The 18,216-nt window shown below is 72.5% G+C and carries 15 protein-coding genes, 1 tRNA gene and 1 pseudogene; 9 read left to right on the top strand and 8 right to left on the bottom strand.

What is annotated here, in order from left to right; genetic code table 11:
* Positions 1–310: 310 nt before the first annotated feature.
* From ACH9D3_RS15405 to ACH9D3_RS15395, 3 genes are read right to left on the bottom strand one after another with little or no spacing between them, the layout of a single operon-like run.
* On the bottom strand, positions 311–1,984 hold the full coding sequence (locus ACH9D3_RS15405) for an FAD-linked oxidase C-terminal domain-containing protein (RefSeq protein WP_396411601.1): 1,674 nt from the start codon (positions 1,982–1,984) through the stop codon (positions 311–313).
* A 37-nt stretch (positions 1,985–2,021) separates the two neighbouring features.
* A complete protein-coding gene (locus ACH9D3_RS15400; RefSeq protein WP_396411600.1) occupies positions 2,022–2,807 on the bottom strand; it encodes a 1-acyl-sn-glycerol-3-phosphate acyltransferase in 786 nt (261 codons plus the stop codon).
* Entirely contained in the window at positions 2,804–3,592 is a 789-nt protein-coding gene (locus tag ACH9D3_RS15395) for an SDR family NAD(P)-dependent oxidoreductase (protein WP_396401320.1), read from the bottom strand. The genes ACH9D3_RS15400 and ACH9D3_RS15395 overlap by 4 nt, the downstream gene beginning before the upstream one ends.
* Positions 3,593–3,736: 144 nt before the next feature.
* On the opposite strand from ACH9D3_RS15395, the gene ACH9D3_RS15390 reads away from it, so the two are divergent.
* A complete protein-coding gene (locus tag ACH9D3_RS15390) occupies positions 3,737–6,001 on the top strand; it encodes an HAD-IB family hydrolase (protein ID WP_396411599.1) in 2,265 nt (754 codons plus the stop codon).
* A 38-nt stretch (positions 6,002–6,039) separates the two neighbouring features.
* Positions 6,040–6,615: a TetR/AcrR family transcriptional regulator gene (locus tag ACH9D3_RS15385; protein ID WP_396401318.1), complete on the top strand. Its 576-nt coding sequence runs from the start codon at positions 6,040–6,042 to the stop codon at positions 6,613–6,615.
* Positions 6,616–6,634: 19 nt separating this feature from the next.
* Here the strand turns inward: ACH9D3_RS15385 and ACH9D3_RS15380 are convergent, their stop codons facing one another.
* Positions 6,635–7,912 carry a DUF4032 domain-containing protein gene (locus ACH9D3_RS15380; RefSeq protein WP_396401317.1) on the bottom strand — a complete coding sequence of 426 codons (1,278 nt, stop codon included), beginning with the start codon at positions 7,910–7,912 and terminating at the stop codon, positions 6,635–6,637.
* Positions 7,913–7,999: 87 nt separating this feature from the next.
* Between ACH9D3_RS15380 and ACH9D3_RS15375 the strand changes: the two genes are divergently transcribed.
* Both ACH9D3_RS15375 and ACH9D3_RS15370 read left to right on the top strand, forming a co-directional pair.
* Entirely contained in the window at positions 8,000–8,821 is an 822-nt protein-coding gene (locus ACH9D3_RS15375) for an SIS domain-containing protein (RefSeq protein ID WP_396411598.1), read from the top strand.
* A 197-nt stretch (positions 8,822–9,018) separates the two neighbouring features.
* Positions 9,019–9,222: a hypothetical protein gene (locus ACH9D3_RS15370; RefSeq protein ID WP_396401315.1), complete on the top strand. Its 204-nt coding sequence runs from the start codon at positions 9,019–9,021 to the stop codon at positions 9,220–9,222.
* A 92-nt stretch (positions 9,223–9,314) separates the two neighbouring features.
* Here the strand turns inward: ACH9D3_RS15370 and ACH9D3_RS15365 are convergent, their stop codons facing one another.
* The 3 genes from ACH9D3_RS15365 to ACH9D3_RS15355 form a co-directional block, all read right to left on the bottom strand.
* Complete coding sequence (locus tag ACH9D3_RS15365) at positions 9,315–10,451, bottom strand: sn-glycerol-3-phosphate ABC transporter ATP-binding protein UgpC (protein WP_396411597.1); 1,137 nt, start codon at positions 10,449–10,451, stop codon at positions 9,315–9,317.
* Positions 10,452–10,585: 134 nt separating this feature from the next.
* Positions 10,586–11,395, bottom strand: a complete 810-nt coding sequence (gene otsB / locus ACH9D3_RS15360; RefSeq protein ID WP_396411596.1) for a trehalose-phosphatase — start codon at positions 11,393–11,395, stop codon at positions 10,586–10,588.
* Entirely contained in the window at positions 11,392–12,888 is a 1,497-nt protein-coding gene (locus ACH9D3_RS15355; RefSeq protein WP_396411595.1) for a trehalose-6-phosphate synthase, read from the bottom strand. Before ACH9D3_RS15355 ends, otsB begins: the two co-directional genes overlap by 4 nt.
* 165 nt (positions 12,889–13,053) lie before the next feature.
* On the opposite strand from ACH9D3_RS15355, the gene ACH9D3_RS15350 reads away from it, so the two are divergent.
* The 3 genes from ACH9D3_RS15350 (at position 13,054) to ACH9D3_RS15340 (ending at position 15,094) form a co-directional block, all read left to right on the top strand.
* The gene (locus ACH9D3_RS15350) at positions 13,054–13,917 is read left to right on the top strand and encodes a thioredoxin domain-containing protein (protein ID WP_396411594.1); all 864 of its coding nucleotides are present in this window, start codon (positions 13,054–13,056) and stop codon (positions 13,915–13,917) included.
* 173 nt (positions 13,918–14,090) lie between these two features.
* Positions 14,091–14,167, top strand: a tRNA-Thr gene (locus ACH9D3_RS15345).
* Positions 14,168–14,611: 444 nt separating this feature from the next.
* A complete protein-coding gene (locus tag ACH9D3_RS15340; protein WP_396411593.1) occupies positions 14,612–15,094 on the top strand; it encodes a hypothetical protein in 483 nt (160 codons plus the stop codon).
* 201 nt (positions 15,095–15,295) lie between these two features.
* Here the strand turns inward: ACH9D3_RS15340 and ACH9D3_RS15335 are convergent, their stop codons facing one another.
* Positions 15,296–16,177, bottom strand: coding sequence for an alpha/beta fold hydrolase (locus ACH9D3_RS15335; protein WP_396411592.1), 882 nt, complete (start codon positions 16,175–16,177; stop codon positions 15,296–15,298).
* Positions 16,178–16,349: 172 nt separating this feature from the next.
* On the opposite strand from ACH9D3_RS15335, the gene ACH9D3_RS15330 reads away from it, so the two are divergent.
* Together ACH9D3_RS15330 and ACH9D3_RS15325 are read left to right on the top strand one after the other, a co-directional pair.
* Entirely contained in the window at positions 16,350–17,006 is a 657-nt protein-coding gene (locus ACH9D3_RS15330) for a hypothetical protein (protein ID WP_396411591.1), read from the top strand.
* 20 nt (positions 17,007–17,026) lie between these two features.
* Positions 17,027–18,216, top strand: a pseudogene (locus ACH9D3_RS15325) (hypothetical protein); the annotation flags it as partial.

Genomic DNA, 18,216 nt, shown 5'->3' with positions numbered 1-18,216 from the left:
AGGGTGTGGGAGAGTAGGACACCGCCGGACCACACCGAAGAAGGGTCGAGCCCCCGCACACACCGTGTGCGGGGGCTCCCCACATTAAACGGCACATCCCGGGTGCAGGAGAAGCAGCAGGCCCCGCCGGCAACGGCGGGGCCTGCGTGCGTGCGGGGCGCTGCGCACGCCATGCCGCGTCGGCACCAGCAGCCGCTTCGGCACCAGCAGTCCCGTCGGCACCCGCAGCGCCGGCGGAACGGGAGTCCCCCGGACAGCAACAGGCCCGCACCGGCAACGGTGCGGGCCTGTTCTCGTGCAGGGGAGGGGTTCAGTCCACGATCTTCCCCGGATTGAAGTTCCCGCCCGGATCCGCCGCGGCGAAGAGGCTGCGCATGAGCTGCACGCCTTCGGGGGAGACGTCCTGCTCCATCCAGGGGCTGTGCTCCAGACCCACGCCGTGGTGGTGCGAGAGGGTCCCGCCGGCGTCCAGAAAGGCCTGCTGGACGGCTCCCTTGATGGCGGCGTACTCGCCGTGCGGGTCCTCGCCGATCTCGTACCCGAAGGTGAAGTAGAGGCAGGCCCCGGCATGGTAGGAGTGCGACATGTGGGACATGATCCACCCCGTCTTGCCCTGCGACGCGAAGGCCCGGTGCGCCGCCTCGTAGACCGTCTGGTGCACGGTGGTGAGCCGGGACCACGGTGCGGCGGTCTCGGAGACGTCACCGATCGTGCTCTGCTCGAGCAGGAAGTCCCGCAGGTACGGGGTGTCGAACTTCTTCTGGTCGTAGAGGGCCCCGGGCCCCGCCCCGAGCACCAAGGCGCCCTGCTTCTTCACGATGCCGGACACCGTCTTCTTCCGGCCCTCGACCTCCGACGCGGTCCCCTCGAAGCACACGTAGGCGATGCACATGGCATCGGTGTCCCAGCCGCGGCGCCGCATGAGCTCCCACAGGAGGTCCTGGCCCTTCGCCGTGACCTTCTTCTTCAGGGTGGCGGGGGCCTTCTGGGTGGACAGGGAGAACGCCGTCTCGTTGGCGTCGGACACCCGGGCGAACGTGGTGCTGACCCCGGACCGGGCGATGCCGCGCATCGCGATCAGGGCCTGCTGCCACGTGGGGAACATGTACGCGATGACCTCGCGCCGCTCGGCGATCCGGTGGACGTGCACGTCGAGCTGGGTGATCACGCCGAGCCTGCCCTCGGAGCCGATGATCATCTCGCGCAGGCTCGGCCCCGTCGACGTGGAGGGGAGGGGACGCAGCACCACGGTGCCCCCGGGGCGCACCACCCGCAGACCGCGCACGATGTCCGCGATGTCCCCGTACTTGTCGGACTGCATCCCCGAGGAGCGCGTGGCCGCCCAGCCGCCGAGGGTCGAGTGGGTGAAGGAGTCGGGGAAGTGGCCCAGTGTCCACCCGCGGGCGTTGAGCTGCTCCTCCATGTCGGGCCCCAGGACGCCGGCCTGGATGGTGGCCAGCCCGGAGGTCTCGTCGATGGACAGCACCTGGTTCATCCGGCCCAGATCCAGGGAGACGATCGTCCGTTCCTCAGCGGGATCGGGCTGCAGGCTGCGCGAGATGGACGTTCCGCCGCCGAAGGGGATGACCACCAGGTTGTGCTCGACCGCCAGCCGCAGCACCTGGGAGACCTCGTCCTCGGAGCCCGGGTACACGACCACGTCGGGCACCCGCGCGAAGTCGCCCGCGCGGGTGAGCAGCAGCTCGGTGACGGACTTGCCGGCCCAGTGCACGATCCGCAGCTCGTCGTCCACGGTCAGGTGCTCGGCCCCGGTGACGGCGGACAGCGACTCCAGGAGGGAGTCCGCCGCCCGGGAGGCCGGGACGCTCACCGTGGAGAAGTCGATGGTGTCACGCTGCCGGGGGCGCAGGTCGACGTCCAGGGCCTTCTTGACGAACGGGGCGAAGGCCGGCTTGTTCGCGTACTCGAAGTGCACGCCCTCCTCACCCCAGCCCCACCACTTCATGTGCTTCACGTGTGCCATTGGCGCAGTACTCTCCTGGTTCTCGGGTGGGGGACGCTCAGGCGTCGATGCGCGGGCGGTGCTCGGCGTAGAGCGCGCGCACGGACGCCTCGATGCGCTCGTTGAAGGCGGCGGTGGGCTCCTTCGGGCGCGCGGCGAGGGGCTCGCCGACGGCCACCACCACGCTCGGACGGCCGCGGCGCGGCCACCGCGTGCCGTGCGGCATGGCCTCGTGCGCCCCGATCAGGGCGACCGGGAGCACCGGCACGCCCACGGCCTTGGCGAGGCCGGCGGCGCCGATCTTGAACGACGCCATCCGGCCCGTGCGGGAGCGCGTCCCCTCGGGGAAGACGAGCAACGGGACGTCCGCCTTCAGGAGCTGCTTGGACAGCCCGCGGTTCGCCCCCGTGCCGGTGCGGTCGACCGGGAACGCGTTGAAGATGAGCTCGGTGAACATGCGCTTGTGGGGTGCGGTGAAGAAGTAGTCCGCGGCCACCCCGGTCGCCAGGTTCCGGCGGACCCGCGGGGGCACGGAGCCGACGACGAGGGGGGCGTCGAGATGGCTGGAGTGGTTGGCCACCACGATGCAGGGGCCGTCGAGGGCCGCGGCCGCCGGGTGGGTGACGACCGTGCGGCGCACCGTGCGGTACGCGAGTCCGTGCAGGAACACCCGCTGGGCGATCCGGCGGGCCAGCCGGCGCCGCGGGTCGCGGAAGCGCTCCGGATCCAGCTGCACGGACGAGGCCGGCGGGGCGGGCGGAGCGGGCTCGCCGGACGAGGAGCCGCCCCCGCCGTCGATGGAGCGCCGGACGGGGACCGGGTCCTCGTGCTCGCGGCGCTTCACGACCCCTCCGCCCGTTCCTTCTGGCGGGCGGAGGCGACCATCCCGGAGATCCGCCGGACGGCGGACCTCGGGAGGTGGCGGAGCGCGAACCCGAGGACCCGGTAGCGCTTGGTGGGCATCGAGAGCACCTTGCCGCGCGCGACGTCGTCGAGGGCCTCCTCGACGACGCGCTCGGGGCTGAGCCACATGAAGGCGGGGATCGAGGAGCCGCTGATCCCGGCGCGCTCGTGGAACTCCGTGCGCACCCAGCCGGGCAACAGCGCCGTGACGTGCACTCCCGTCCCGTCGAGCTCGACGGCCAGCGCCTCGGTGAACGCGGTCGTGTAGGCCTTGATCGCCGAGTACGAGCCCATGGTGACCAGCCCCGCGGTGGAGGAGACGTTGATGATCCAGCCGGAGCCGCGCGCCGTCATCGCCCGGGCCGCGGCGGAGGAGAGCACCAGCACGGCTCGGCACATCACCTCGAACCCGCGGTCGTGGGCTCCGGTGTCCGGGTCGGAGAAGCGGGTCTTCACGGAGAAGCCGGCGTTGTTGACGAGCACGTCCACGGGACGCTCCGGGTCCTCGACACGGGCCGCGACGCGGTCCACGTCGGCGCGGTCGGCGAGGTCGGCGGTCAGGACCTCCACGGCCACGCCGTGCTCCGAGCGCAGCCGGGACGCCGTCTGCTCGAGGCGGTCCGCGTCGCGGGCCACCAGGACGAGTGCATTTCCCCGGCGGGCCAGGGCCTCGGCGAACGCGGCGCCGATGCCGGACGTCCCCCCGGTCACGAGAGCGGTAAGCATGAGATCTAGGCTACACTACGGTAGCCGTAGCGTAGTCGGGTGCGGTCCGTTCGCGGGGCGCCGTCGTCGTCCGCCGTGCCGGACCGGCCCGCAGCCCCCCGTCCGCACCGGCGGCGGACCAGCACACCACCCGGAGGAACACCGTTGACCGAGACCCCCACCACGCGCGTCCTGCTGACGGGAGCCACCGGCTTCCTGGGGCAGGCGGTGCTCGAACGGCTGCTGTCCGCCCACGAGGGGGTGCACGTCACCGCCGTCGTCCGGCCGCGGGGCAGCATCAGCGGTGAGCAGCGGCTGCGGCAGCTGCTGCGCAAGCCCGCGTTCCGCCCGTGGCGCACGGCCGTGGGCGACGAGGAGGCCGGGCGGGTCTTCGCCGAGCGCACCGCGGTCCTGGAGGGCGACCTCTCCGCGCTCGCGGACATCACGGAACCGTTCGACGTGGTCATCCACTCCGCGTCCGCGGTGTCCTTCGACCCGCCCATCGACCAGTCCTTCAGCACGAACGTCGGAGGCGCCACGGGGCTCTACGACGCGCTCCTGGCCTCCGGGCAGGACCCGCACGTCATCCACGTCTCCACCTGCTACGTGGGCGGGATCGCCAAGGGCCTGCGACCCGAGGCGCCCGTGGACCACGACGTCGACTGGGCCGCCGAGTTCGAGGCCGCCCAGCGGGCGCGCGACGAGGCGGAGATGGCCTCCCGCACCCCGGAACGGCTGCAGGCCCTCATCCAGGACGCCACGGTGAGCCACGGCAAGGAGGGCCCCAAGTCGGTGGCCCGTGCCGCGGAGACGGCCCGCGAGGAGTGGATCCGGACCCGGCTGGTCGAGTACGGGCGGACCCGGGCGCAGTCGCTCGGCTGGACCGACGTCTACACGTTCACCAAGGCCCTGGGAGAGCGCGTCGCGGAGCAGAAGTGGGCGGCCGGGGGCCACCGTCTGTCCGTGGTCCGTCCCTCCATCATCGAGTCGGCACTGCGCCACCCGTACCCGGGGTGGATTGACGGGTACAAGGTGGCGGACCCGCTGATCATGGCCTACGGCAAGGGCGCGCTGCCGGAGTTCCCGGGTCTGCCGGACTCGGTGCTCGACGTGGTCCCGGTCGACTTCGTGGTCAACGCGATCGTGGCACTGGCCGTGGGCGGCCACCGGACACCGTCGGGCGGGACCACCGCCGAGGGCGACCCGGCCCCGGCCCCGGCCCCCGGCTACTACCAGGTCTGCTCGGGAGCCTCCAACCCGCTGCCGATCCACCGGATGTACGACTACGTCCGGACGTTCTTCCTCGCCCACCCGCTCCAGGACGACGACGGCGAGCCGATCCGGGTCCCCGAGTGGAGGTTCCCCGCCAACAACGTCGTGGAGCGCTCGCTGGCCGTGAAGGAGCGGCTCACGGCCGCGGGCGGGAAGCTCACCACGGTGCTCCCGGCGACGGCCCGGACCCGCGGGTGGGCGACCTCGCTGCACCGCGCGCAGTCCTCCCTGGGCTCCCTGCGGACCTTCATGGACCTGTACCAGGCCTACACCCGCACCGAGATGATCTTCGACGACGCCCGCACCCGCCAGCTCAACGCCTCCCTTCCGGCCGGCACGCCCGAGGACCGCACCTTCGACGTCCGGTCCATCGACTGGAGCGACTACTGGCAGAACGTGCACATGCCGGCCCTGACCGAGATGACCCAGGCCTACGGCCGGCTCCGGTCGGCCTCCAAGCGGCGCGGTGCCGCCAAGCGGGGCCTGCGGGAGGGCACGGACGTGCTCGCGGTCTTCGACCTCGAGGGCACCGTCCTGGACTCCACGGTCATCCACCAGTACCTGCAGCTGCGCCGGCGGACGCTGCACCTCGCGAAGTGGCCCGCGGAGGTCGCCGACCTCGTCTCGAGCGCCCCGACCTACCTGAAGGCCGAGAAGCGGGACCGCGGCGAGTTCATCCGCACGTTCATGCGCCGCTACCGGGGCGTGACCGCGGGGACCGTGCGGGAGCAGGTGGCCGGCCCGCTCGGGCAGGACATGCGGCGGCTGCTGCGCCCCGGGGCACTGACCCGGATCGAGGAGCACCGGGCCGCGGGACACCGGACCGTGCTGGTCACCGGGTCCATCGACCTGCTCGTGGAGCCTATCGCCCACCTCTTCGACGAGGTCGTGGCGGGCCGGATGGACGAGCGCGACGGCGTGATGACCGGCTACCTCGCCACTCCGCCGCTGGTCGACGAGGCGCGCGCCCAGTGGCTCAAGAAGTACGCCGAGCAGGGCGGGTACGACCTGTCCCGCTCCTACGGCTACGGGGACTCCCACGCGGACGCCAGCTGGCTGCAGCTCGTGGGGCACCCCTACACGGTCAACCCTGACCTGCCCCTGTACCGGCTGGCCAAGAAGAACCACTGGCCCATCGAGGACTGGAAGACCGCCTGAGCGCTCCGGCGGCGGACGGCGAGCGGGAGGGGTCAGCGATGGGCGAGGACGACCGTGCCGATCCGCGGACCGTCACCACCGACAAGAAGATCACCGCGGCGGCGCTCGCGCTCCTGCGGGAGGGCGGACCGCACCGGGTGAGCATCGAGGCGGTCTCGGCGGTGTCCGGGGTGGCGAAGACGTCGATCTACCGCCGCTACGCCAACAGCCTGGAGATGCTCGAGGGCGTCCTCGAGGACGCCGTGTCCACGTACTCGCCGCAGCGGCCCACCGCCCCGGCGAGCTGGGACGAGGGACTCGCCGAGGCCCTGGACTTCCTGCTCCGCGACATGGGCATCGGCGTGGCGGTGTCCCTGCTGAGCGACCCGGACTCCGAGACCTCGCGCATCCTGCGGGCGCACCTGGTCCGGCCGCGCGTGGCACGGCTCAAGGAGCTCTTCGCCGCGGAGACCGCGGCGGGGCGGCTGAGCCCGGACCTGGACGTCGACGTCCTCCTGGACTTCGTGCTGGGCTCCGCCTACTCCCACGTCGCCCGGTACGGGAGCCTGGAGGACGACTGGCCCCGGCGGGTCCACCGGACCCTGACCGGGGTGCTCGAGGCCCACCGGCCCTGAGCGCGTCCGGACGCCGGGCTCAGAAGACCTCGCGCTCGTCCGGGCGCCCGGACAGCTGCGAGGCCACGTAGTCCTCGACCGCCGCGAGGGTCGGCACGTCCTTGCCGGCGCGCTCGGAGAGGAACCACCGGTGCTCGAGCACCTCGTGCACGATCTCGGCGGGCTCGAGCTTGCGGCGCATCGGCGGGGTGACCGCCTCCATGATCGGGGAGAAGACCTCCCGCATCCACAGCTGGGCGATGAGGTCCTCGGGCAGGCCCGGATAGAGGTCCTGCCCCAGCTGGGCGATGTCGGTCAGCAGTCTCCGCGCCTGGTTCTCGTGCGTCCGCAGGCCGGTGAGCCGCTGCAGGCGGCGGGTGTGGTGGCCGGGCTCCACCACCTGCGGGCGCAGCCGGATCCGTCCGTCGACGGTGTCCATGGAGGCCTCCTCGACGTCGAAGCCGAGGTCGTTGAGCCGGCGCACCCGCTCCACCACGCGCCAGCGCTCGTCCATGCTGAAGGACTCCTCGACCGTCAGCTCGCGCCAGAGGAAGTCGTAGGTGGCGACGAGCCGGTCGGAGACCTCGAAGGGATCCACCACGTCGGCGATGTCGTGGCCCTCCTCGGCGGCTCCGGCGAGGAGGTCCATGATCTCCCCGGCCACGTTGGTGCGGGCGAGCTCGATGTCGTACCCGCGCTGGCCGCGGGTGAGCCTCGGGTGGATCTCGCCCGTCTCCGCGTCCACCAGATAGGCGGCGAACGCGCCGGCGTCCCGGCGGAACAGCGTGTTGGAGAGGGAGACGTCGCCCCAGTAGAAGCCGGAGAGGTGCAGCTGCACGATGAGCGAGGCGAGCGCGTCCACGAGCCGCTCGACCGTGGCGGCGCTGGGGCCCGCGGAGAAGATGGCGCGGTAGGGCAGCGAGAAGCTCAGGTGGTCCGTCACCAGGGCGGCCGGCAGCAGCTCGCCCCCGGGGGAGTAGCGGTCCGTGACGACGGAGTCGGGCACCACCGAGGGGATGCCCATGCGCTGCAGCCGGCGCAGCGTCGTGTACTCGTGCCGCGCGTAGTGGGGGACGGTCTCCTTGACGGCGACGACCTTCTCGCCCGCGTGGGCGAAGCGCACGACGTGCCGGGAGATCCCGCGGGGGAAGGCCGCGAGGACGTCCTCCGGCCACTGCTCGAGGGGGACGTCCCACGGCAGCTCGAGGAGCACGGCGTCCGGGAAGGCCGTCTGGATCGAGACCCCTGCGGATCCTCCGCCGGGGGCGGGTCCGTCCTGGGGTGCGAGGGGGAGGTGTGGGCCGAGGAAACCCTTCATAACGGGCCATGCTAGCAACCGGGGCGGACCGGTCGCCGGGGCGGGCGGTCCCCGCGTCCGGTGCCCCGGGTGGCTAGGGTGGTGGACGTGTCGATCGAACAGCGCATCCACGCGCACTACGCCGGGCTGTCCCCGCAGGAGCAGCGGGCGGCCGACCTGATCCTGGACCACCTGGACGACCTCGCCCTGTACAGCTCGGCGGAGCTGGCGCAGATGAGCGGCGTCTCGCGGGCCACCCTCTCGCGGCTGTACCGGCACCTGGGCTACGAGTCCTTCACCGAGCTCCGGGAGACGGCACGCAGCCTGCGCCAGCAGGGCGTGCCCCTCGGACCGGACGCGGGCCCGGAGCCGAACCAGCACCTCGAGCAGGAGCTGAAGAACCTGCGCCGGGCCCTGGACCCGGCGGGGGACGAGCGTCGGACCAGGACCGTGCGCGCGCTCGCGGACGCGGGCACCGTCCTGCTCGTGGGCATGCGCAACAGCTATCCGGTGGCCCTGCACCTGAAGCAGCAGCTGCAGCAGGCCCGGGGCGGGGTCCGGCTCGCCCCGCTGCCGGGGCAGACCCTCGGCGAGGAGCTCGTGGACGTGGGCCCGGGCGACGTCGTCGTGCTCCTCGGCTTCCGGCGGCGCCCCCGCGGTTTCGAGCGCCTCGTGGAGGCCTGTGCCGCCACGGGGGCGCAGACCGTCCTCGTCGCGGACAGCACGGCTCGGCGTCACGCGTCCGCCGTGGACCTGTGGGTGGAGTGCCCCCTCGACAGCGCGGGTCCCTTCGACTCCTACGCGGCGGCCATGAGCCTCGTGTCGGTGCTCGCCGACGGGGTGCTCGCCGCCACGGGGCCGGAGGGCCGGCGACGGGTGGGCCGGGCGGCCGAGCTCTACGAGGAGCTCGAGGAGCTGGACCTGCGCTGAGGGTGCGGCAGCGACCGATGCCCTCCGGGAGGACGCCGTGCCGTGTGCCGGTGCACGCGGGCCCGGCGTCGGTGCGCGGAGGACCGGATCGCCGCGGAGCGGCCGGTGCATCGGTGCGATTCGTCCGCTAGAATTCGTCAGTCGGCTGATTGTTCCGGCTCGGGAGCGACCCGATCCGTATCGAAAGGAAACCCGCCATGCACGATCCTCAGGCGCTCGCCCAGGCCGAGACCCATCTCATCCACGTGCTCGAGCACGCCGATCCTCCGCGCGACGCCAGCCGCTACAACGTGACGGCCGCGGCCCAGGACTACCACGACCGCACCGGCAACTGGGACGTCCAGGACGCCGACCCCGAGCTCGTCGAGCAGGTGCTGGCCGACCACCCCGCCGGCGACTGACCGGTTCCGGACGCGCCGCGGCCCCCNGGGGGCCGCGGCACGTCCGGCGGATGCCCGGCCGCCGTCGGACCGGACGCCTGGGGAGGCGCGGGTCAGTCGGGGAGGCGCCTGCCGGTGGCGGCGTCGAAGAGGTGGACGTGCTCGAGGTTCGGGGCGACCCACACGGTGGTGCCGGCCCGGGGCGGGGTGCGGCCCTCGACCCGGACGATGAACTCGTGGGCGGTGGGGTCGTCCTCGGTGCCGGTGGTCGCGTCGACCGGGACCACCGTGTTGGCGGCGGTGACCGGGGCGAGGTGGCCGTAGACGAACGCGTCGGCGCCGAGCTCCTCGACCACGTCGGCCTCGATCGGCAGCCCGGTGCCCTCGGGGGCGGGGTGCAGGTCCTCGGGGCGGATCCCGATGGTGACCTTGTCCCCGGTCAGCGCCTGGCGCTGGGCGGGCGTGAGCGGGACGGACACGGTGCCCAGCTGCAGGGTGTCCCCGGTGACGGGGGCGCGGAAGAGGTTCATCGCCGGGGAGCCGATGAACCCGGCGACGAACTCCGTGGCCGGGCGGTCGTAGAGGTTGCGCGGGGTGTCGACCTGCATCAGGTGCCCGTCCTTCAGGACCGCGACCCGGTCGCCCATGGTCATCGCCTCGACCTGGTCGTGGGTGACGTAGACGGTGGTGACGCCGAGCCGGCGGGTGAGGGAGGCGATCTGGGTGCGGGTCTGCACGCGCAGCTTCGCGTCCAGGTTGGACAGCGGCTCGTCCATCAGGAACACCTGCGGGGAGCGCACGATGGCGCGGCCCATGGCCACCCGCTGGCGCTGCCCGCCGGACAGGGCCTTGGGCTTGCGGTCGAGGTAGTCGGTGAGGTCCAGGATCTTGGCGGCCTCCTCGACCCGCCGGCGGCGCTCCTCGGCGGAGATCTTGGCGATCTTCAGGGCGAAGCCCATGTTCTCGGCGACCGTCATGTGCGGGTAGAGGGCGTAGTTCTGGAACACCATCGCGATGTCGCGGTCCTTGGAGGGGACGTCGGTGACGTCGCGGTCCCCGATGTAGATGTTGCCGCCGGTGACCTCCTCGAGGCCGGCGAGCATCCGCAGGGTGGTGGACTTCCCGCACCCGGAGGGCCCGACGAGGACGAGGAACTCCCCGTCGGCGATGTCGAGGTTCAGGTCGGTGACCGAGGGGCTCTCGGCCCCGGGGTACTGACAGGTCACGTTGGCGTAGCGCACAGAAGACATGGTTCAAGCCTCTTTCCCGGCAGGCACGTGCCGGACGATCCGAAGGAGAAGAGCTGTCCCGTCAGGTGACGGGGACCACAGTGATCCTAATCACTCCGCGGGCGCCACCGCCATCGCCGCGCCGTCATCCGAGGTCACCCCGGCGCGCCGCGTCGCAGGCCGGCGAGCCGGTTCAGGGCCGCGGCCAGCTCCGCGGGGGAGCCGACCCGGTGCGCGGCCACGCTCCGCCCCGTTCCCACCTTGATGCCGAGATCGGCGGGGCCCAGCTCGCGCATCGCGTTCTCGTCCGTGACGTCGTCACCCGCGAAGAGGGTGACGTCGGCACCGGTGGCCCGCATGAACGCCGTGATGCCCTCCCCCTTCGTCGCGGAGTGCACCGAGGACTCGACCACGTGCTGGCCGGGGGTGATCTTCAGGCCGTCGAGCCGCTCGAACTCCCCGATCATCTCTTCCTCCGCCCGGGCGCACAGCGACTGGTCCGTCATCGTGCGGGTGTGGAAGGCGGCCCCCGTGGGCTTGCGCTCCAGCTGGGCCCCCGGGTACCGGGCCACCTGCGCCTCCACGAGGGCGGTGGCGCGGGCCAGCAGCTCCTGCTGGGCCGGGGAGAGCCGCAGCTCGGTGTCCGCGGCCGCCTCGCCCAGGGCGTCGAGGTGCAGCTCCGCCCCGTGCGACCCGGAGAGGAGCATCCGGCCGGCCGGGTCCACCACGGAGCGCAGGAACCGCAGGGGCCGGCCCGAGACGACGGCCACGTACGTGTGCTCCAGCGCCAGCAGCTCCTCGAGCGCGGACTGGGCCTCCGGCAGTGCGCGGCTGTCCTCCGGGTCCTCCGTGAACGGTGCCAGGGTGCCGTCGAAGTCCAGGGCGACCAGCAGGACCTCGGCCTCCGCCGCCCGGGCGAGGTCGTCCTCGAGCGTCGGGCGGGTGTCGTCGTGCCGGGCGGTCACAGCTCCTCCTCCCCGGTGGCGCCGGGGCGGGTGCGGGCGAGGTCCCGCAGGAACTCCTCGGACCAGTCGTTGACGTCGTTGCCCAGCACCTGCCGGCGCATCGAGCGCATCCGCTTCTTCGCCTCGGCCGCGGGCATGTCCTTGGCCCGCAGCATCGAGTCCTTGAGCCCGTCGATGTCGTGCGGGTTGACCAGGAGCGCCTGCTTGAGCTGCTCGGCGGCGCCCGTGAACTCCGAGAGGACCAGGGTCCCGGTCCCGTCCGTCTTCGCCGCGACGTACTCCTTGGCCACCAGGTTCATCCCGTCCCGGAGGGAGGTCACGAGCATGACGTCGGTCGCCAGGTACAGCGACACCATCTCCTCGAACGGATAGCCGTGGTGCAGGTAGCGGATCGCCGTGTGCGAGATGGTGTCGTGCTGGCCGTTGAGGTGGCCCACGAGACCCTCCACGTCCTCCCGCAGCTGGACGTAGGACTCCACCCGCTCGCGCGACGGATTGGCCACCTGGACCAGCACCGACGGCCCCACGGTCAGCTTCTCGTCCTGCAGCAGCTCCCCGTAGGCCTTGATGCGGTGCAGGATGCCCTTGGTGTAGTCGAGGCGGTCGACCCCCAGGAACACCGTCTCGGGGTCGCCGAGCTCGTGCCGGATCTCCCGCGCACGCTCCTTGATCTCGGGTCGGGAGGCCAGCTCCTGGATCGCCTCGGCGTCGATGGAGATGGGGTAGGACTTCGCGTGGACGGTCCACGCGGTGTCGTCGTCGCCGATGCGGGCCTCGCCGTTCCTGAACGGCACGTCCAGGAACCGCCGCATGCAGCGCTGGAAGTTCTGCGCGTCGCCGGGGCGCTGGAAGCCGATGAGGTCCGCGCCCGAGAGGCCGTCGAGGACGGCCCGCCGCCAGGGCAGCTGCGCGAAGATCTCCAGGGGAGGGAACGGGATGTGGTTGAAGAACCCGATCGTGAGGTCCGGCCGCAGATCCCGGAGCAGCCTGGGGACCAGCTGCAGCTGGTAGTCCTGCACCCACACGGTGGCGTTCTCCGCGGCGATCTCGGCGGTGCGCTCCGCGAAACGGCGGTTGACCCGCCGGTAGGAGTTCCACCACGTGCGGTGGAACTCCGGCGGCGCGATGACGTCGTGGTAGAGGGGCCACAGGGTCGCGTTGGAGAAGCCCTCGTAGTACGCCTCGACCTCCCCGGTGGACAGCGGGACCGGCGCCAGGTGGAACACGTCGTGGTCGAACCGTTCGAGCGTCTCGTCCGCGGCGCCGTGCCAGCCCACCCACGCGCCGGCGTTGCGGGCCATGACGGGGGACAGGGCGGCCACGAGGCCTCCGGGGGAGCGGCGCCAGGAGGACTCCCCGTCCTCGACGACGCGCTCGACGGGCAGGCGGTTGGAGACGACCACGAAGTCGTAGCCGGTCTCCCGGGGCACGTCCGTCCCCGGCGCCTGCTCCGGATCGGCCGATGCGGCGGTGGGGGTCTGCTCTGCACTCACGAGGAGTCCTTCCGATGGGTCGTCGTCGTCCTGCCAGCAGTCTATTCGTCAGTGTGCTCATGGTTCCGCCTGGTGATCTCCTGAGTCGGCGGCCCGGGAGGGGGTCCGATAATCTGGGCGACGACACGTCCGCATCCGCCCCCCAGGATCATCCGAAGAGGACCCATGGCTTCCAGCAGCAGCACGACCCCCGACCCCCGGAACCGCGACGCCGCCCGTGAGCGGGCGCGGCAGGTCGCGGACCAGCACGCACGGCAGGACAAGCGTTCCCGCCGGCTCCTGCAGTTCGGCATCCTCGCCCTGGTCCTCGTGATCGTCGCGGTGATCGGCATCGTCGTCGCGCAGAACCGTGCCCAGCAGATCCCCGAGGCCGGGCCCGTGCCCGCCAGCGCCAACCAGTGGGGCGGCACGGTGCTGACGGCCGACGGCATCCGCACGGGCGAGTCCGAGGTCCAGGAGCGCGATCTCGGCGAGGTCCCCGAGGCCCCGGAGACCCCGGACGCGTCCGCCGTCCCGCCGGGCGTCGAGGCGTCCCGCGACGACGAGCCCGTCCAGGTCGTGATCTTCCAGGACTTCGAGTGCGTGCACTGCGCCGACTTCGAGGCCGAGAACGCGGACGCGCTCGAGGAGGCCGTGACCTCCGGGGACATCGTCCTCGAGTACCGCAACCTGAACTTCCTCGACCGGGCGACGCCGACGCAGTACTCCTCCCGGGCCGCGGCCGCCGCCTACGAGGTGGGCAACCAGGCGTCCGCCGAGGAGTACCGCGCCTTCGTCGAGGAGGTCTTCTCCCACCAGGGCACCGGTGGCCTGGACGACGAGCAGCTGGTGGAGATCGCGGCCTCGCACGGCGCCGACATCGCGACGGCGCTCGAGGAGAACACGTGGCGGCCCATGGTCAACGTGGTCTCGCAGGAGTCCCTGGCCAACGGCGTGTCCGGCACCCCGACGGTGTTCATCGACGGCGAGCGGCTCGGCAACGAGCCCTTCCAGGACGCCCTGGACGCGGCCGTCGAGGCCAAGGAGTAGGTCGCCGTTCCGCAGTGCCGCGACGGCGCCGCGTCCCCTCCCCGGGGTGCGGCGCCGTCGCGCGGTGCGGGCCCTCCCGGTGCGCACGGGATTTAGGGGTCCCGAGACGCGTCCGATATCCTGGGTGACCGGCCGCCCGGGCCGCACCTGCCAGGGTGACCGGGGTCGGCTCCGCCTCCTTAGCTCAGCTGGCCAGAGCACCTGTCTTGTAAACAGGGGGTCACCGGTTCGAATCCGGTAGGGGGCTCCACCGCTCCGTGCCGTTGCGGTCGCGACCATCCGTGACGTCATGTGTCGCCGAGAGCTCGCGACGGGCAGCATGCGCCTGCCGGTTCCTCGCTGCGACGTGAATGGGCGGTTTCATCGACCGTGTTCCCGACCAGTGTGTGCCTTCGGGAACTGATCCCTGAACGATCCCCGTCGTCGCAGGGTTTCCCCGGTCCTGCTCCCGACGCCCGCCGGGGTTCCGATCGGAAACGGGTCGCTCCGGCGGACCGCGGGCTCGTCCCGCCGCGTCGGTGGGCCGACGAGACAGAACTGTGATGACGGAGTCCCCGGTCCGGGGCTTGAACCGTGTCTCGGGCCGCTCCTACCGTGTTCCTACCTGATTCCCAGGTGGGGCCGCTTGTCCCGGTCCCTGGTCATTCGACACGCATGACGACCTTGATGCCATGCCCATTTCACGGGAGCAACAATGAGCACTCTGCGGAAAACCCTTGCCAGCACGGCCGTCGCGACCGTCCTTCTCGGTGGATCGCTCGCCGGACCGGCGGCGGCGCACGGCGGTGGACACGACCACGAGAAGAACGGCGACAGCAACAACCACAGGGTCTACTGCGAGGAGGACGACAAGGTCTACCGGAGCTGGTGGGCCTACGACGAGTACTGCGAGGACGAGTACGACGAGGACGACGGGAAGTGGTACCTCCACAAGGGCGTGTGGTTCTGGCACGACTTCGACGAGGACGACGACGAGGACGACGGCAAGTGGAGGCACCACGACGAGTACGGCTGGAAGCACCACCACGACCACGACAAGTGGTGGGACGACGACGACAAGGACGATGACAAGGACGACGACGACAAGGACGATGACAAGGACGACGACGACAAGGACGACGACGAGGACGACGAGCGGGACGGCAAGAAGCGGTACGCCGAGCACCGCGGCCACTGAGTGAGCAGGCCGGGCGGGCCCGGGCCCGCCCGGCGCGGGCACCAGGACGACGGCCGCCGGCACCGGGCCGTGGCACCGGTGTCCTGACGTCCACGAGCTGCTGACGACCGGGGGTCGCGGCAGCCGTCCGCAGCACAGGGCTCCGAACGAGGGCCGAGCGCCCCGTCCCGTGGGGGACGGGGCGCTTCCCTGTGCGGGGCCTCAGCCGGAGTGGCCTCCGTCGACCGCCGACGTGTGCTCGAGGACGGCGTCGGCCAGGGGCTCGAGCACCCTTGCCGGCAGTGCGTGGCCGAGGCCGGGGATCGTGACCAGGCGGGCACCGCCGAGCACCGACGCGAGGTGCTGTGCGTGCGGCGGCGGGTTCACCGGGTCCTCGGGGGCCTCGACGACCAGCACGGGCACCGTGACGCCGGCCAGTTCCCGGGCGCGGTCCAGACCGGACTGGTCCGCGAGGGCATGGGCCGCCGGGTTCTCGGCCGTTCCGGAGTGCGCGACGACGCGCTCCTCCAGCCGTCGGAACTCGTCCGCGTCGAACGGCAGCACGTCACCGTGGAGGACCCGCCAGTGCTCGACGCGCCACGCGATCTCCTCCTCGGGGCCACGTGGATCGGTGAGGTGCTGCCACAGCTCCAGCAGGCGCGGATCGGGGCCGGGAAGGTCCGGGGCGCCGGCACCGGACGGGTCCGCCGGCCCGCTTCCGAGCGCGGCCGTCGCCAGCACCGTGGCGCTGAGCAGCCGGTCGGGGTGGTCGAGGAGGAGGAGCTGGACGAGCGTGCCGCCCATCGACATGCCCAGCACGTGCGCCCGGCCTGCGCCGAGGGCGTCCAGGACCGTGACCGCGTCCTGCGCGAGGTCGCGGATCGCGTAGGGGTGCTCGGCGAAGGCGCGGGTCGACCGGCCGGTGTCGCGGTGGTCGTAGCGCACCACGCGGTGCCGGACCCCCAGCCGGGCCACGAGCTGGTCCGGCCACGTCGCGCCGGAGGCGTTGGCCCCCATCACCAGGAGCACGAGCGAGCCCTCGGGACTTCCTGTCTCCTCCACCCACAGCTCGTAGTGCTCGTCCACCCGCACCGTCCGCTCCATGACGCCCAGTATCGCCCCGGCCGGGACACGGCGCGCCACACGGTGTCACGCAAGTCACTAATGCAAATACCGGGTGTACCGTCACTTCCAACGACCGGCACCGCGCCACCGCTCATCCGGAGGCGGCGCGGTGCCGGTCGGTCCCTCCAGGACCGTGTCGAGGAGTCCTTTCATGACAGATCCGTTCCCCCCACCGCCCGCCCGCCGGTTCGGGACCGTCTGCGCGGCGCTGCTCGTCGTCGCCCTGGCGGGGTGCGCCCAGGACCCGGGGACCGGTGCCGCCACCGCCACTGCAACCGCCACCGCCACCGCCGCCGCCTCCTCGGCCGGCACCGGGCCGACGGCCGAGGGGAGCGGCGCCCCCGCGCCCGAGGCGCCCCGGGACAGTGCACTCCCTCCGGGCAACGACGTGGCCCCGTACGACGACACCTCCACCCGGGACGCCGCGGCGACGTTCGGCTCGGCCCAGCGCCTCGACGACTCCCTCGAGGCCGTCGTGGACGGCCCCCGCCCCGGCACCACGGGTGAGCGGTCCGTCCGTGCCGCTCCCGGCACGGACGTGCAGGTGTTCACGCTGACCCTCACCAACACCGGCACCGCCCCGGTCGACGCCGTGCCGTGGTCCTTCCCGGTCGCCGTGGTCGGCGAGGAGCCGGCGACCCCCGCGTTCGACGACTCGCTGGGCGTGCCGATGGAGACCTTCCCGGTCGTCGCCCCGGGAGAGAGCGCCTCCCTCGAGGTCGCCTTCTCCGCGGCGCACGACGCGGACCTGGCCGTCCGCGTCTTCGACAACACCGACCCCGACCACTACGTCGAGTTCACCGACTGAACGCCCAGCAAGGGACCCCCATGAAGATCTCAGCTCTGCGCCTCCCCACCGCGTTCGCGGCCTGCTTCGCGGTCGTCCTCGCCGGTGCCCCGGGGGCGTCCGCCACGCCGCCCGCTCCCGCGCCCGGCGTCTCGGCCGCTCCGACGACGACTCCCGACGCCGCGGCGGCGACCGTCGCGGGGACCGCGCGGCCCGATCCGGTGGACGACGCGTTCACCGCACCGACCGCGCGGCCCGATCCGGTGGACGACGCGTTCACCGCACCGACCGGGACGACCGCGCTCGTCGACGTGCTGGCCAACGACCGGCTCGAGGAGCCCACGGCGGTCCGGCTCCTGCTCGTGGACCCCGCGGCCGACGAGACCGGTGACGAGCTCGTCGACGAGCTGCGCACGGACCTCGGCTCCCTGCGCGTGGTGTCCTCGGCAGCGGACACCGGGTCCCTCCCCGAGGGCCGCGACGTCCCCGGGCACCCGGTCCTCGTCCTGACGCCCGCTCCGGACCTGCCGGACGACGCCCCGTCGGTGCAGGTGGCCTACACCGTGGTGGGCGCCACGGGCGCCGAGGCCCGCGCCCTGCTCACGGTGACCCCGGAGCCCGTGGGCGAGGCGTCCCCGGCGGTCTCCGCCGACCCGGCCACCTCTGCCGACACCACGACCTCGGAGGAACCGACGAGATCGGCGGAGCCCACGGTCTCGGACGGGCCGACGTCCGGTGCCGAGCCGGCGGAGGACCGTGCCCCGGGACCGGAGTCCGCCGAGGAGCTGCCGATCGCACCGGAGGCCGACGAGCAGGATGCCGTGACGGCGGCACCGGAGGACGCAACCGAGGTCCCCACGGAGGTCCGGGAGGCCCTCGAGGCGGTCGCCGCCCGGGAGTCCGCGCGCACGGGTGGGCCGACCGGCGGAATGCGCCCGTGGGCGGGCGGCTGGGAGTGGCCGCACGAGAACGGGCCGGTCCTCTGGACCGCGGCCCACGGCGCCCACTACGTCCACACCGGGGGCGAGGTGGGCCAGCGGTGGAGCGCGGCCGGCGGGGCGGATGGACTGGGTGCTCCGGTCAACGACGAGGTGTGCGGGATGGTCGGGGACGGGTGCCGGCAGACGTACTCGGGTGGGACCTCGATCTACTGGAGTCCCGCCACGGGGGCGAAGCTGGTGCGGCTCCAGGGCGCCATCGGGAAGAAGTGGGGTCAGCAGCGCTGGGAGCG

The organism is Kocuria kalidii, assembly GCF_044462225.1.
Classification (GTDB): domain Bacteria; phylum Actinomycetota; class Actinomycetes; order Actinomycetales; family Micrococcaceae; genus Kocuria; species Kocuria kalidii.
The sequence above is the reverse complement of the archived record's forward strand: the minus strand, read 5'-3'. Positions and strand labels throughout refer to the sequence as shown.

Bases quoted from the DNA above. Each gene is read 5' to 3' on its own strand.
- ACH9D3_RS15335 (WP_396411592.1), bottom strand. From the start codon at position 16,177: ATGGAGCGGACGGTGCGGGTGGACGAGCACTACGAGCTGTGGGTGGAG.
- ACH9D3_RS15395 (WP_396401320.1), bottom strand. From the start codon at position 3,592: ATGCTTACCGCTCTCGTGACCGGGGGGACGTCCGGCATCGGCGCCGCG.
- ACH9D3_RS15350 (WP_396411594.1), top strand. From the start codon at position 13,054: ATGGCTTCCAGCAGCAGCACGACCCCCGACCCCCGGAACCGCGACGCC.
- ACH9D3_RS15380 (WP_396401317.1), bottom strand. From the start codon at position 7,912: ATGAAGGGTTTCCTCGGCCCACACCTCCCCCTCGCACCCCAGGACGGA.
- ACH9D3_RS15370 (WP_396401315.1), top strand. From the start codon at position 9,019: ATGCACGATCCTCAGGCGCTCGCCCAGGCCGAGACCCATCTCATCCAC.
- ACH9D3_RS15385 (WP_396401318.1), top strand. From the start codon at position 6,040: ATGGGCGAGGACGACCGTGCCGATCCGCGGACCGTCACCACCGACAAG.
- ACH9D3_RS15405 (WP_396411601.1), bottom strand. From the start codon at position 1,984: ATGGCACACGTGAAGCACATGAAGTGGTGGGGCTGGGGTGAGGAGGGC.
- ACH9D3_RS15340 (WP_396411593.1), top strand. From the start codon at position 14,612: ATGAGCACTCTGCGGAAAACCCTTGCCAGCACGGCCGTCGCGACCGTC.
- ACH9D3_RS15365 (WP_396411597.1), bottom strand. From the start codon at position 10,451: ATGTCTTCTGTGCGCTACGCCAACGTGACCTGTCAGTACCCCGGGGCC.
- ACH9D3_RS15330 (WP_396411591.1), top strand. From the start codon at position 16,350: ATGACAGATCCGTTCCCCCCACCGCCCGCCCGCCGGTTCGGGACCGTC.